This window comes from Acidovorax sp. GW458-11-26-14-TSB4, from assembly GCF_059423865.1.
In genome coordinates, this window is sequence record NZ_JBWKYR010000008.1 from 44,506 (window position 1) to 58,675 (window position 14,170).

The following is a 14,170-nucleotide window of genomic DNA, read 5'->3' on the forward strand; positions in this document are numbered from 1 at the left end:
TCTTTGATTTGCTTGGTTTAGCTGCTTTGCTTCAGGCAGCTCTTTCTTGTCCTTGCCGCACGATCTGTTCGATAAGCCGGTGCGTGGCCAGGGCTTCCTCGCCCGTCACGGTCGGTGCCCGGCCCTGGGCCACGGCGCCGAAGAAGTCCCGGTGCAGGGCGATGTGCGCATCGGGCGAGAAGTCCATGATCGAATCGCCGCTGCCCGACTTGGCTTCGCCCTCGACCATCTCGGTGCGGCCATCGTGGTACTGCACGCGCAGCGTCCCGCCCTCCAGCGTGGCCGTGGCATGGCGGCACACCAGCTCCAGCACCTCGGCCCGGCCGGGGTACATGGCCGTGGTAGCGACCAGCACGCCCGGCGCACCATTGCCCAGGGTGAGCAGGGCGCTGGCAAAGTCTTCGGTCTCCATCTGGTGGATGGCCGTGGTCGCAATCTGCGAGGCCACCACGGCACGCACCCCCACCAGGCTGCGGAACAGGTCGATCGCGTGGATGGCCTGGGTGAGCAGCACGCCGCCCCCATCTCGCGCCAGCGTGCCGCGCCCGGCCTTGGCGTAGTAGCCCTCTTGCGAGCGCCACCAGGGCACCTGCAGCACGGCACTCTGCACGGTACCCAGCGCGCCCGACTCCAGCAGTTGCTTCAGGCGCTGCGCACCGGGTCGAAAGCGGTGCTGCAGCACCACGCCCAGGTGCACGCCACGGGTCTTTGCGGTGCCCACCAGTTCCTCGGCCCGGGCCAGGGTCACGTCCAGCGGTTTTTCCACCAGGGTGTGCTTGCCGGCTGCGAGCGTGGCCGAGGCGATCTCCAGGTGCGTATAGGCCGGCGTCGCCACGATGACCGCCTCGACCAGCGGGTCGCGCAGAATCTCATCCAGGTCGCCCGTCACCCGGGTGGAAGAGGGCACTGCCGCTTTGGCCTTGTCCGGGTTGCTGCGGGCCAGGGCCCAGCGCAGGTCCACGCTGTCGGCCAGCGTGGCCAGGCTCTGCAGGTGCGGCTCGGAGCCCGGGCCCACGCCCAGCAGGGCAATGCCCAGTTTCTTGGTGCTTGTCGTCATGCGGCGGCCCCCTTTCGGGTAGCCAGGGCATCGGCCTCCAGCGCGAGCCGGCTCACGGCAAACACATGGTCCTGCGGTACGGCCTTGTCCGTGCGGTTCTGCACATCGGCCACCAGGTCGCGGAAGAAGGTGATCGGCTCCTGGCTGCAGTCGATGTGCCGCGTGCCGGTGCGGTCGCACAGAAACAGGTGCTCGCCGCCAGCGTGCCCTTCGATGTCTACGTACTTGCGGATCTCGATGGACCCTTCGGTGCCTCCGATGAACAGGCGCCCATCGCCCCAGGTCGGCAGCCCATCGGGCGTGAACCAGTCCACGCGGATATAGCCACGCGCCGCGTTGTCGCGCGATGCCAGCGCAATCTCGCCAAAGTCCTGAAAACTGGCCGGCGTGGCCTGCCCGATGTGCGAGTGCACGGCATGGGCCACCGTGGCATCGGTCGAGCCGGTAAGCACCAGGAACTGGTCGATCTGGTGCGAGGCAATGTCCACCAGAATGCCGCCGTAATATGCCTTGTCGAAGAACCAGGCCGGCCGCGTGGCCGCGTTGAGACGGTGCGGGCCCATGCTCAGGGTATGGAACACCTGGCCCAGCGCGCCGTCCTGCACCAGCTTCTGCGCCATGGCCACCGAGGGCACGATGTGCCGCTCGGAAAAGCAGATCGCAAACATCCGCCCCGTATCGCGCACTGCCGCCTGCACGGCCGCCAGTTGCGCAAAGCTGGTCACGCCCGGCTTGTCGGTCAGCACATCCTTGCCGCGCCGCATGGCCTCAACAGCCAGCAGCGCGCGGCGCGACGGCACATCGGCCGTCACGATCAGCTCGATGGAATCGTCGTCGAGCAGCGCCTCTGCCGACTCCACGGCCTTCAGGTGCGGAAAGCGCGACTGCACGCCCTGCAGCACCAGCGGGTCGGCATGCGCGGTGCAGTAGCCCACGCAGATGGCGCCCGCATCCAGCAGGCCGCCAATGAGGTGGTAGATGTGGCGGTGCTCGATGCCCACCACGCCAAAGCGGACCGTCATGGCGCCACCTCCGGCAAGGTCTCGTAGGGCCCCCGGGTCACGAACGACCCGCCCTGAAAGCGCGCCTCCGGCGAGCCGGGCAGGGCAGCCGGCAGCGCGCCCGAGTCCTTGAACGCCGCCGAGGTATCGCGCGGCTCGAAGCCCAGGCGGGCAGCCGCTTTGGCATTGCTCCACCACACCGAGGGGTTGGCCGACACGCCGTAGGCGATCAGGTGCCCGACGTCGGGCGCCAGCAGCGACCGGGCAACCAGCGCCTCCAGGTCGGCAAAGCTCAGCCAGGTCGACAGCATGCGCTGGTCCTTGGGGGCGGCGTAGGCGCTGCCGATGCGCAGGCACACCGTCTCGATGCCATAGCGGTCGAAGTAAAAGCGCGACAGGTCCTCGCCAAACGCCTTGGAGATGCCGTAGTACCCATCGGGCCGACGCTCGCAATCGGTCTCCAGATGCGCATCCTGCCGGTGAAAGCCCACAACATGGTTCGAGCTGGCAAACACGACGCGCTTCACGCCATGCCGGCGCGCGCCTTCGTACAGGTGGAAGGTGCCCCGGATGTTCGACTCGATGATCTCCTCGAACGGCCGCTCTACCGAGATGCCGCCCAGGTGCACGATGGCGTCACACCCCGCGACCAGCGCATCGGTGCCCGCCTTGTCGGCCAGGTCGCAATCGACCACCTCGTCGCTGCCCTCGGCTGGCATCGGCGCGATATCCGAGACCCTGAGAATGGATGCGTGGCCCCGCATGGCCGGCCGCAGCACCCGGCCGAGCGCGCCTGCCGCGCCTGTCAACAGCAGGCGCTTGAATGGACGTGAACTCAATGTTGTCTCCGTATTCTTGTGTGACCTGCATCGCAGTGTTCACCCGTCCACGAGAAACGTCCATTCCCAATTTCGTTCAACTCCATACCTTTTCGGTAAGGACTTTTACAGGCCGAACGCAGCCCTGCGGATTTCATTTGCCCGTATAGCTAGGCGGGAAGCCGCAGACAATGCTGTCGCACGGCAAGGCTGCCCAACGACGCTAGACGGGCAAAGGCAAATCCGTGCTGTAGGTCCGAACGGTTTCCAGCATCCGCTGCAGCAGCGGTGAGGCCTCGTCCTTGCGGTAAAAGCAATACAGCTCCATCGTCGCATCGCCGCGCGCCGCCACCAGCGGCACATAGCGCACGCCAGGGAACTGCACGCTCAGCATGGAGTAGGGCACCACCGTCAGACAGCTGCTGAAGGCCGTGAGCATCGTGGCCATGACCACATCGCTGGTCTGCGTGGCTATCTGCGGCTCAAAGCCCTCTTCGGCGCACAGCCGCAGCAGCGTGGCCGTGGCTGAGGGGGACGAGCCCACCGCCAGCGCATGGTTGCGCAGCAGGGCCACGGGGATCTTCTTGCGCCGCGCCAGCGGATGATTGTCTGACATGGCCACCCACAGCGGCTCGCTGGCAACCCGCTCCACCTGCAGGTCGCTGTCGGCCGGTAATAGCCGCTCGAACACAATCAGCACCCGACCCTGCCGCAGGGCAGACACCTGCTGCGGCGTCTGCGCGTGGTACAGCGCAATCTCCACATCGGGGTTCTCGCGCGAAAACCGCGCCAGGATGTTCGGCACGATGCCGAAAATCGCCGAGCCATACACCCCCACATCCAGCCGCCCCAGCCGGCCACGCCCCGCCCGGTGCGCCCGATCCGCCGCCTGGTCCACCATGCCGAAGATGGCCCGCGCATCGCGCAGCAGGGTTTCGCCCGCGTGGGTGAGCACCATACCGCGCGGAGTGCGCTCGAAGAGCTGGGCGCCGACTTCGGCCTCCAGGGCCTTGATCTGGCGGGTGAGTGGAGGCTGGGAGAGGTGCAGGCGCTCGGCGGCGCGGCCGAGGTGGCGTTCTTCCGCTACGGCTACGAAATAGGTTAGGCGGCGGAGGTCCATAAGGAATTCAAACAGCAAGGTATTGCACAAATTGCTCTCAGAATGGTTTCGTAGCCTCATCGAGTTCGCGGAGCCTTTGGAGGCGATGGCTATAGAGGCTCTGGGACAAACTAGCGTCCATGTTACGCATGGCATTTCCGGAAAATGGCTGCTGAAATGCGAAAATAAACGACTCTTCTGCGTGGTGATACTGCTCGAATGCTACGGTGACTTTGTCAAAAGCTTCCAAAACTTCCTTGTTTTCCGGTTGATTCCGCTCAAGTCGCTCGCGAACGAGGGCGGATAGTGCTGCCGCTGAGTTGACCACCTCTTGGGCAGCCTTCATGTGCTGGAATGAAAGGCCATGGCCGTTTCTAGACCTGCCAGGAAAGATGGTCTGCTCCACAAGCTCATACATAGCGTTGACAAACTCCCTCGCACTTTCGAGCAGACCGACGAACACATCGATTGTGACAATCTGGAAGCTTGCTTCATGCGCCACAAGATGGCGTAGCGTGAAGATGGAAGCAATGTCTTCGCATAAACGTTGTGGATCTTCAATAAGCTGACGGGGCGATGGATTGGCGGCCTCGTCGTGTTCACTCATCACGTCTGGCTCGACGAATTCTCGAATCCCCGCAAGTATTGAAGGGAACTTTTTCGCGCCATTTGCATAGAGCATCTCCATGTGCGAGGCAATGTGCCCGATGTTGCTTACGGGAAGAGAGTGCGCTACCAAATCTCCGAACGTAATCTGGCCGGTGTTTAACGCTTTCGTTAAGGCAAAGTCGAAGCGCATATGCTCTTTAAAGCCTTCCACCCTATCCAGATATGGAGCACCAGAGTCGATCAACCGCTTCATGGCCTCTCTAACGCTTACCTCAATGCAAGCTGCGATGCCCATGAGATGTAGAGCTCGCAGGGTGTGGTCCGATTCTGTGAGTTGTTTGGCACTGCTCTCGATGGAGTAGAGCTCAATGTGGCCGTGTAGAAAGCGCGACTCAGCCCGCTCGTTCTTTTCTCTGATCTCTTCAATCAAGTTGCGCTTTGACATGCTGATCCTCGTATTTTCTGCGCAAGTTGCTTTAAGGTGGAGCAATAGCTTATGCCTGATTGATGCCTATTGATGGAACGCTTTTCCCAAGCAACTGGGCTTTGGTTGCCGCCAAACCATAGTAGTCATTTATGAAGACATACAAGCTCATCGCGTGGGAAATTACCGATGCTGCCAAAATTACGAGTGATATCGAAAAGTCAATTAATCCAGTGCACGCTGATGCTACTAGAACTATTGAAAAAAATCCTGCTGCAAGCTCGTTAAATCCCGCTATCGTGCGAAGTCTGTTTCTTGCCTCTGAAGTGGCAGTCTCAATCAATTCGAGTGCTGTTTTTCTATCTTCTATGGATAATTCTTTTGCCCAATTTGTATCTATATCTTGAGTTCTTTGCTTAATGGCTGTGGCTTTGTTTATTAAATTAAAAATTAAGTGAGTTAATGTTTTTGAAAGCAAAATTGCCACCAAAACGGCCGAGAGCCCAGCCAGAAGATTAAGCCCTGTCAATTCTTTAAAAAATCCCGTAGATATATTTGCTATATCCATTAATTTAAAAGAAAGAAATGCCGAAACAATGCTTTCCTTTGATTTTTCAATCGACAGAGATGCAGAGAGTCCACCTAAAAAAACGGCTGCTCGATGTATGGGAAATATCTGCGTAATTGCATCCGAATAAGGAGCACTTATGTCTGACCAATCTGCCATTCTATGCCACTCCTAAAAATTGGAGGTCACCCCCTTGGAAATCAAAACCGCCGGCCTCCATGATAGGGCAGGCATATATACGAACACCAGATTCAATATTGTGAAAAGGATGAAGCGCTTCAAAATCTCTTGCATCAAACAAATTCAATGCTACTTCTTTATTTGTATGGAGATTTTTTACCTTCGCACTAGGTTTTATGTTTCGGCTACCTTTGTCTAAAGATCGAATCGCAATATGGACGATCATGGCCGGCCCGAGCGCTCTCTGTGAAACTATCGAATGGAAGCGTTTGGCCAACCTTTGATCAAACTCTATGGGGAGATTGGCTCTAGTGCCAAAAATAGTAAGTGCAACTGTACTGCTTGTCAGGTCTGAACGATTTATCTGGGAAATCAAGCCATCAATCTCTTTAACTACAGATCTATTGGAGTACGCATAACCCCACTCTGCATCATTGCCCGCGCGGACCGTATCAAATGACTGATTGCGTGATCCAACTCTGTGCGCAATCTCCCTTCTGGCCTCCAATTGCTGGCCGAAGTTTTGATTTTGTTCTACAGCACTATCTACGGCTTGACCATAGATGCGCGCGGTAACTGCTTGAATCACATCCAATATTGTGCTTCCGCCCTCCCTTACGGCATCCAGAATTATTCCGCCCTCTTGGGGGTATAAAGCAATAAATTCTGTCTCTTGGTATTCTTCGCGTGTTAATTTTTCATACTTATGAACAGAGCCATGTTTTTGAACGATATATGCTCTATCAATAGCACTTTGCATCTTGAGATAAGTTTTTCCAAGAACTCTAATGCTCACTTGGTGCTCGTAAGTTATATCTCCATCAAAGTGAACGCTAAAAGTCGCCATTTCTCCCTCCTTTGTTTAAGCATGCCTTATAACTTTTGGCGTCTAAGATGTCCAATGCGGAATTGCAATTCTCGATCGGGTGGCCTTTTGTCGTTATCGAGCAAGGGTCATGCGATGAAATTAGTATGAATGGGTCCCGTAAAGACGTCATGAGCCTTTACCGTGATGCTCGTACATCAACGCTGCCCATAGGGGCCTTCTCGCAGTCACTTGATGCAAACGATGACTGCGGGAAACCGCACGCCCTCCGTCCCATCTACCCAGGCATCAAGCTTGTGCATCACGCTATCGAACAGTGCACCAGCCTGCCAGAGTGTCAGCCAAGCCTGAAGGGTCGGCCAGGGCTGTGCCACCCACCAGTCGGCATCAATCCCCGCAAACTGCCGCACAAAAGGCGCGATTGCCATATCCGCCAGCGCCGCATGGCTGCCAAACAGAAAGGGCTGCCTGGCCAGCCGCGTCTCCAGCCCTTGCAACCACTCCACGGCCTGGGTTCGTGCCAGCGCGCCATCCGCCTCCGGATACCGGCTCGGGTACTTGCACCGGTCCAGCGCCTGCTTGAAGGGGCCGTCGCACTCGGCGATCAGTGCCAGCATGCCGGCCTCGTCGCCCTGGCTCGGCGTGAGCCAGCCTTCAGGATCGCTGCGTCCCAGCGCCCAGCGCATGATGTCCAGGCTCTGCTCCAGCACCGTGCCATCGAGCAGCACCAGCACGGGCACAGTCGCCTTGGGCGATGCCTGCAGCAGGCCCTGGGGCTTGTTGCGCAGCACCACCTCGCGTAGCTCGCACGCCTGGCCGCTCACGGCCAGGGCCAGGCGGGCGCGCATGGCATAGGGGCAGCGGCGAAAGGAGTAGAGGACGGGCAGGGCGGTCGTGCTCATGCGGGTTCGTCCCCGCCACTGGCCGTGGTGGCGCGTGCCGGTGCGCCCGGCTGGCGGGCGCCGATGTGTTCTTCGCCGCGCGCCTTGGCCAGTTGCATCTGCCGCTCGCGCTCGGCCAGGGCCTGTTCCTGCTCGGGGGTGCGCGTGCCGTGGCAATAGGGGCAGCTCACGCCGGCCACGTAGTGGGGTGATGCCAGCTCGGCTTCGCCCAGCGGCATGCGGCACGAGCGGCACAGCTGGTGGTGGCCGGGCGCCAGGCCGTGGCCTACCGATACGCGCTCGTCGAAGACAAAGCAGTCGCCGTGCCACAGGCTGTCTTCCTCGGGCACGGTCTCCAGGTACTTGAGGATGCCGCCTTGCAGGTGGTAGACCTCGCCAAAGCCTTGGGACTTGAGCAGCGCAGTCGATTTCTCGCAGCGGATGCCCCCGGTGCAGAACATGGCCACGCGCGGCTTGCCTTCGAGCACGCCGCCGGGGGCGGACTGCTGGGCCACCCAGGCCGGAAACTCCGCAAAGCTTTTGGTGTGGGGGTTGATGGCGCGCTCGAAGCTGCCGATGCCCACCTCGTAGTCGTTGCGCGTGTCCACCACGACCACGGCGGGGTCGGCGATCAGGGCGTTCCAGTCCTCGGGCTTGACGTAGGTGCCGGCGTTGCGGGCAGGGTTCAGGCCGGGTACGCCCAGGGTGACGATCTCGCGCTTGAGGCGCACGCGCATGCGGTAGAAGGGCTGGCGCTCGCCCAGGGCCTCCTTGTGCTGCAGCGCGGCAAAGCGCGCATCGCTGCGCAGCCAGGCCAGCACCGTGTGCACGCCTTCGGGCGGGCCGGCAATGGTGCCGTTGATGCCTTCGGACGCCAGCAGCAGCATGCCGCGCACGCTGTGGGTGTCGCACAACGCCTGCAAGGGGTCGCGCAGGTCTGCAAAGTCCGGCAGATCAACGAACTGGTAGAGGGCGGCGGTAAGGATGCGGGGCGTGACGGACTGCACGGAGGCGAGGTGTAAAACAGGACGGAAAGGCTGATGATAGCGGTCACTTTTGGTTACGATGGGCGGTCGCCAACGTTGCAGCCAGGGTCGCTTCATGAGCAAGGAATCCACCGTCCACCTTTTTCGCCGGCTTGAGCAGCTCAACGGCATTGGTGCGGCGCTTTCGCGCGAGCGCGACATCGACCGGCTGCTGGAGAACATCCTTGAGGCCGCCAAGGCCATCACCGGGGCCGATGGCGGCACCCTGTACAGCGTGACGGAGGAGGGCGATGCCCTGGCCTTCGAGATCGTGCGCACTGATTCGCTTGACATCCGCCTGGGCGGCACCACCGGCCGGCCCATCGATTTTCCGCAACTGCCGCTGCGCAATGCCGATGGCTCGCCCAACGATTCGCTGGTGGCGGCGTACGCGGCCATCCACGATCGCACGGTGAACGTGGGCGATGCCTACAGCGAAGAGGGCTTCGACTTCTCGGGCACGCGCCTGTTCGACCAGCGCACGGGCTACCGCTCCAAGTCGTTCCTCACGGTGCCCATGCGCAACCACGACCGCGAGCTCATCGGCGTGCTGCAGCTCATCAACGCGCGCGACCCCGAGACGGGCGAGGTGACCGAGTTTTCCGTGGCCGACCAGAGCCTGGCCGAGTCACTGGCCTCGCAGGCGGCCATTGCGCTGACCAACCGGCTGCTCATCACCCAGCTCGAACGGCTGTTCGAGTCGTTCGTGAACCTGATCAACCTGGCCATCGACGAAAAGTCGCCCTACACCGGCGGCCACTGCCAGCGCGTGCCGGCCCTGACCATGATGCTGGCCGAAGCGGTGAACGCCACGCAGGAAGGGCCGTTGGCCGGCTTCACCATGACCGAGCGCGACCGCTACGAGCTCAAGATGGCGGGCCTGCTGCACGACTGCGGCAAGATCACCACGCCCGTGCACGTGGTGGACAAGGCCACCAAGCTGCAGACCCTGTACGACCGCATCGGCCTGGTGGACACGCGCTTCGAGGTGCTCAAGCGCGACGCCGAGCTGGCCGCCCTGCGCCGCCAGCTGGCGCTGCGCCCGGTGGTGGACGCCGCGGCCGAGGCGCAGGAGCTGCAGGGCCTGCAGAGCAGCATCCACACGCTGGAGGAAGAGCGCGAGTTCATGCGCCGCTGCAACCAGGGCGCCGAGGCCATGCGCGCCGAAGACCAGCAGCGCGTGCGCGACATCTCGGCCGCGCGCCAGTGGCGCAACCCGCAGGGCGTGCAGACCAGCTTTCTTACGGCCGAGGAGGTGGAGAACCTGACCATCCGCTCCGGCACGCTCACCCAGGCCGAGCGCGACACCGTCAACTACCACATCGTCGCCACCATCAAGATGCTGGAGACGCTGCCCTGGCCGCGCCACCTGAAGAACGTGCCCGAGTACGCCGGCGGCCACCACGAGCGCATGGATGGCAAGGGCTACCCGCGCGGCCTCACGCGCGACCAGATGTCGGTGCAGGCGCGCATGATGGGCATTGCCGACATCTTCGAGGCGCTCACGGCCGCCGACCGGCCCTACAAGAGCGGCATGACCCTGTCGCAGGCGCTGGGCATCATGTGCAAGATGCGCGACAACGGCCACATCGACCCCGACCTGTTCCAGGTGTTCGTGCGCGAGGGCGTGTATGCGCGCTATGGCAAGGAATTTCTGGAGCCCGCCCAGGTGGACGAGATCCCCGCCGAGGTGATCGCCAAGGCCCTGGGCTGAGCCCAAGAACCGGTTCTTACGCCGCCTGCGCGGCGGTGCCGACCTGGGCCATCAGCCACTGGTGAAACGCCTCCATCGCCTGGCTGGGCGTGCGGGACTTCAGGCGCGTGAGCCAGTAGGCGCCATGCTGCAGCTCCAGCGCAAACGGGCGCACCAGGCGGCCCTGCTGCAGCTCGCGCGTGAACATGCTCACCGGCAGCAGCGCCACGCCGGCACCTTGCACGGCCGCCTCGGCCAGGGTCAGCGACGAATCGAACACGGCGCCGCGCACCACGGGGCAGGGCGCGCCCGCGGCCTCGAACCAGGCGGCCCACTCGTCCACGCGGTAGGTGCGCAGCAGCGGCTGGCGCGCCAGGTCGGCCGGGTGGCGCAGGTGGTGGGCCAGGGCCGGGGCGCACATGGCCGTCATGGGGGCGTGCAGGATGCACTGCGCTTCGGTGCCGTGCCAGGCGCCGTCGCCAAAGCGGATCGCATAGTCCAGCCCTTCGCCAGCCATGTCCACCCGGTTGTTGTGCGTCAGCAGGCGCAGGTCCACAAACGGGCAGGCGTGCTGAAAATCGCGCAGCCGCGGCAGCAGCCAGCCCACGGCAAAGGTGCCCACCACGCCCACGGTGAGCACCTCGCGCGGGCGCGCATCGCTCATGTGTTCCAGGGCTGCGGCAATGCGCTCGAAGGCCTCGCTGAGCACCGGCAGCAGGGCCTGGCCCTCGTCGGTGAGCGCCAGGCCCCGGGGCAGGCGGCGGAACAGCGGCTTGCCCAGCCGGTCCTCCAGGTTGCGGATGTGCTGGCTCACGGCCGTCTGGCTCACGTTGAGCTCGTCGGCGGCGCGCGTGAGGTTCAGGTGGCGGGCCGATACCTCGAAGGCGCGCAGGGCGTTGAGCGGCAAGTGCATGGAAAAAAGTATCCAGAAGTTTTTCTTGGGTCTGCGGGCGATTATTGTCGATGGTGCTTTGGGCCTGCCATCGGTATCGTTGCACCCATTCCTGACAACCACTCCATAAGTAATCAAATGCAACGACGAGACTTCGTGGCCGCCTTCGGCCTCCTTTCCCTGGCCACCTGGGCCCAGACCAGCCCGCAGAAAAACAGTGCCTCGCCGGCCGATACCGCGTGGCAGGCAGCGCTCAAGCGCATCGAGGCCAGCGTGGGCGGCCGCGTGGGCGTGGCCGCCCTCGACACCCACAGCGGCCGGCAGATCGCGCACCGGGGCGGCGAGCGCTTTCCCATGGCCAGCACCTTCAAGCTGCTGCTGGCCGCGCAGACGCTGCGCCGCGTGGACCAGGGCCACGACAAGCTGGACCGCCGCATCACCTACGCCAAGAAGGACCTGGTGGCCTACTCGCCCGTGACCGAGCCGCATGCCGATGGCGCAGGCCTCACGGTGGAAGAGCTGTGTGCCGGCACCATGACCTTGAGCGACAACACTGCCGCCAACCTGCTGCTGGCGAGCAATGGCGGCCCGCCGGCGCTGACGGCCTATGTGCGGTCGCTGGGCGACAGCATCACGCGGCTGGACCGCATCGAGCCCGCGCTCAACGAGGCCAAGCCCGGCGACCCGCGCGACACGACCACGCCCGTGGCGATGGTGCACTGCATCCAGGCCCTGGCGCTGGGCGAAGCCCTGTCGCCCGCCTCGCGCGAAAAGCTGCAGGGCTGGCTGCTGGCCAACAAGACGGGCGACAAGCGCCTGCGCGCCCGCCTGCCCGAGGGCTGGAAGGCGGGCGAGAAAACCGGCACCGCATCGCGCGGCACCAGCAACGATGCGGGCGTGTTCTGGCCGCCCGAGCGCAAGCCCATCGTGGTGAGCTGCTACCTGACCGGCGGCGAGGCCCCGCCCGAACAGCGCGACGCGGCCATGGCCGAGATCGGGGCGCTGGTGGCGCAGTGGGCGCTGGCGGCGTAGGTCAGCCCAGTCAGCCCAGCAACTGCTTTGCGTGCATGGCCATCATCTTCTCTTCGTTGGCGGGGATGACCAGGGTCTCAAAGTTGCCCAGCATGGGCAGCCGGGCCAGGATGGCGGCGCGCACGGTGTCGGCGTTCTCGCCGATGCCGCCGGTGAACACCAGCGCATCGATGCCGCCCATGGACACCGCCAGCATGGCCGTGTACTGCGCCACCTTGAGCGCGAAGTAGTCGATGGCAAAGGCCGCCTGCGGGTCGGCGCTGGCCTGCAGCGCCTGCATGTCGCTGCTCACGCCCGACAGGCCCTTGAGTCCCGACTCCTGGTACAGCAGGTGCTCGACCTGGTCCGCATCCATCCCCAGCTCGCGCTGCAGGTAGAGCACGGCGCCAGCGTCGATGGCGCCGCTGCGCGTGCCCATGGGCAGGCCGTCCAGGGCGGTCATGCCCATGGTGGTGTCCACGCTGCGCCCGCCCTGCATGGCGCACAGGCTGGCGCCGTTGCCCAGGTGGGCGGCCACTACCCGGGCCTGGCCCAGGTCGGGGCGGGTGCGGGCCAAATCGTGGGCCAGCCATTCGTACGACAGGCCATGGAAGCCATAGCGGCGTGCCCCCCGGCTCCGAGCGCTCTCGGGCAGGGCAAAGGCCTGGAACACCGGGTCCATGCGCGCATGGAAGGCCGTGTCGAAGCAGGCGATGTCCAGCGCATGGCTGGCCAGGCGCTGCGATGCGGCAATGCCGGCCAGATTGTGCGGCTGGTGCAGGGGGGCCAGCGGGGCCAACGCCTGCAACTGGGCCAGGATCTCGGGGGTGACGACCACGGGCGCATGGAAGGCCGCGCCGCCATGCACCACGCGGTGCACCACGGCCGCCAGGCGCCAGCCGTCGTCGTGCTCGTCGATGAGGGCAATCACCGCCGCCATGGCGCTGTCGTGGTCGGCCGTAGGCAGGGCGGTGCGCACGGGGGTAGCCTCGGCAGCGGCGAGTTTGGCCGACAGCTGGGCGCTGGTGCCGATGCCCGTCACCTTGCCCGCCATCAGCACCGACAGCGATTCGCGCTCGAATACCTGGAACTTGATGCTGGACGAGCCGACGTTGAGCACCAGCAGCACGGGGACCAGGGGCTGCGTCATTTGATCTGCCCCTTGCTGCGCGCATGGGCCAGCAGCAGGGCCACGGCGCAGGACAGCAGGCGCGCGCGCTGGCTGTCGGCCCGGCTGGTCAGGATGATGGGCACGCGCGCGCCCAGCACGATGCCGGCGGCCTCCGCCCCACTGAGGAAGATGAGCTGCTTGGCCAGCATATTGCCTGCCTCGATGTCGGGCACCACCAGGATGTCGGCGTTGCCCGCGACCTCCGAGACAATGCCCTTGGTGCGGGCCGCCTCCACGCTGATCGCGTTGTCGAAAGCCAGCGGTCCGTCGATCAGGCAACCCGTGATCTGGCCGCGGTCGGCCATCTTGCACAGCGCGGCGGCATCGAGCGTGGCGACCATCTTCGGGTTGACGGTCTCCACCGCCGCCAGCACCGCCACCTTGGGCAGAATGTCCGCGCCGAACAGCGCATGCCAGAGATCGACGGCGTTCTGCACTATGTCCACCTTGGTGGCCAGATCGGGTGCGATGTTCACCGCTGCGTCGGTGATGAGGAAGGCCTTGGAATAGCTCTCCTGGTCGATCAGGAAGGCGTGGGAGATGCGCCGCTCGGTGCGCAGGCCGGCGTCGCTCTTCACCACCGCGCCCATCAGCTCGTCGGAGTGCAGCGAGCCCTTCATCAGCGCATCGACCTCGCGCGCCGCCGCCAGGGCCACGGCCTTTGCGGCCGCATCGTGGCTGTGCTCCGCATCGACCAGCTGCCAGCCCGATATGTCCACCGACGCGGCTTCGGCCGCCTCGCGGGTGCGTGCGGCGGGCCCCACCAGCACGGGCGTGATCAGCCCATGCTGTTGCGCCTCCTGCGCGGCCTGCAGCACGTTGGCGGTGACCGCATGGACGATGGCGGTGCGCGCCGGTGCCAGCGTGCGGCAGTGGGCGAGCAGGGAGTCGGTATCAAAACTGTTCATCGTCCAT

At 63.7% G+C, this 14,170-nt stretch carries 14 protein-coding genes; 2 read left to right on the forward strand and 12 right to left on the reverse strand.

Going from position 1 to position 14,170, the window contains the following annotated elements:
• Positions 1–31 precede the first annotated feature (31 nt).
• The 9 genes from AC07X5_RS17640 to trhO form a co-directional block, all read right to left on the reverse strand.
• Positions 32–1,057, reverse strand: a complete 1,026-nt coding sequence (locus tag AC07X5_RS17640; protein ID WP_494771202.1) for a Gfo/Idh/MocA family protein — start codon at positions 1,055–1,057, stop codon at positions 32–34.
• Positions 1,054–2,079 carry a Gfo/Idh/MocA family protein gene (locus tag AC07X5_RS17645; RefSeq protein ID WP_494771203.1) on the reverse strand — a complete coding sequence of 342 codons (1,026 nt, stop codon included), beginning with the start codon at positions 2,077–2,079 and terminating at the stop codon, positions 1,054–1,056. Before AC07X5_RS17645 ends, AC07X5_RS17640 begins: the two co-directional genes overlap by 4 nt.
• The gene (locus AC07X5_RS17650) at positions 2,076–2,897 is read right to left on the reverse strand and encodes an NAD-dependent epimerase/dehydratase family protein (RefSeq protein ID WP_494771204.1); all 822 of its coding nucleotides are present in this window, start codon (positions 2,895–2,897) and stop codon (positions 2,076–2,078) included. The genes AC07X5_RS17645 and AC07X5_RS17650 overlap by 4 nt, the downstream gene beginning before the upstream one ends.
• Before the next feature lie 202 nt (positions 2,898–3,099).
• Positions 3,100–4,014 (reverse strand): LysR substrate-binding domain-containing protein, encoded by a 915-nt coding sequence (locus AC07X5_RS17655; RefSeq protein WP_494771205.1) that lies wholly within the window; start codon positions 4,012–4,014, stop codon positions 3,100–3,102.
• Positions 4,015–4,033: 19 nt separating this feature from the next.
• A complete protein-coding gene (locus tag AC07X5_RS17660) occupies positions 4,034–5,029 on the reverse strand; it encodes a hypothetical protein (RefSeq protein ID WP_494771206.1) in 996 nt (331 codons plus the stop codon).
• Between the two features lie 49 nt (positions 5,030–5,078).
• Positions 5,079–5,735 carry a hypothetical protein gene (locus AC07X5_RS17665; protein WP_494771207.1) on the reverse strand — a complete coding sequence of 219 codons (657 nt, stop codon included), beginning with the start codon at positions 5,733–5,735 and terminating at the stop codon, positions 5,079–5,081.
• Position 5,736: 1 nt separating this feature from the next.
• Entirely contained in the window at positions 5,737–6,603 is an 867-nt protein-coding gene (locus AC07X5_RS17670; RefSeq protein WP_494771208.1) for a hypothetical protein, read from the reverse strand.
• A gap of 206 nt (positions 6,604–6,809) precedes the next feature.
• Entirely contained in the window at positions 6,810–7,484 is a 675-nt protein-coding gene (locus AC07X5_RS17675; protein ID WP_494771209.1) for a glutathione S-transferase, read from the reverse strand.
• Positions 7,481–8,470: an oxygen-dependent tRNA uridine(34) hydroxylase TrhO gene (gene trhO, locus AC07X5_RS17680; RefSeq protein WP_494771210.1), complete on the reverse strand. Its 990-nt coding sequence runs from the start codon at positions 8,468–8,470 to the stop codon at positions 7,481–7,483. The genes AC07X5_RS17675 and trhO overlap by 4 nt, the downstream gene beginning before the upstream one ends.
• A 94-nt stretch (positions 8,471–8,564) precedes the next feature.
• On the opposite strand from trhO, the gene AC07X5_RS17685 reads away from it, so the two are divergent.
• Positions 8,565–10,202: an HD domain-containing phosphohydrolase gene (locus AC07X5_RS17685; protein ID WP_494771211.1), complete on the forward strand. Its 1,638-nt coding sequence runs from the start codon at positions 8,565–8,567 to the stop codon at positions 10,200–10,202.
• 16 nt (positions 10,203–10,218) lie between these two features.
• Here AC07X5_RS17685 and AC07X5_RS17690 read toward each other — a convergent pair whose 3' ends face one another.
• The gene (locus AC07X5_RS17690) at positions 10,219–11,094 is read right to left on the reverse strand and encodes a LysR family transcriptional regulator (RefSeq protein WP_494771212.1); all 876 of its coding nucleotides are present in this window, start codon (positions 11,092–11,094) and stop codon (positions 10,219–10,221) included.
• A 117-nt stretch (positions 11,095–11,211) separates the two neighbouring features.
• Here AC07X5_RS17690 and bla point away from each other — a divergent pair, with 117 nt between their 5' ends.
• Positions 11,212–12,105, forward strand: coding sequence for a class A beta-lactamase (bla, locus tag AC07X5_RS17695; RefSeq protein ID WP_494771213.1), 894 nt, complete (start codon positions 11,212–11,214; stop codon positions 12,103–12,105).
• A gap of 10 nt (positions 12,106–12,115) precedes the next feature.
• Here the strand turns inward: bla and AC07X5_RS17700 are convergent, their stop codons facing one another.
• Together AC07X5_RS17700 and AC07X5_RS17705 are read right to left on the reverse strand one after the other, a co-directional pair.
• On the reverse strand, positions 12,116–13,234 hold the full coding sequence (locus AC07X5_RS17700) for an acetate/propionate family kinase (protein ID WP_494771214.1): 1,119 nt from the start codon (positions 13,232–13,234) through the stop codon (positions 12,116–12,118).
• On the reverse strand, positions 13,231–14,163 hold the full coding sequence (locus AC07X5_RS17705) for a bifunctional enoyl-CoA hydratase/phosphate acetyltransferase (RefSeq protein ID WP_494771215.1): 933 nt from the start codon (positions 14,161–14,163) through the stop codon (positions 13,231–13,233). Before AC07X5_RS17705 ends, AC07X5_RS17700 begins: the two co-directional genes overlap by 4 nt.
• Positions 14,164–14,170 lie beyond the last annotated feature (7 nt).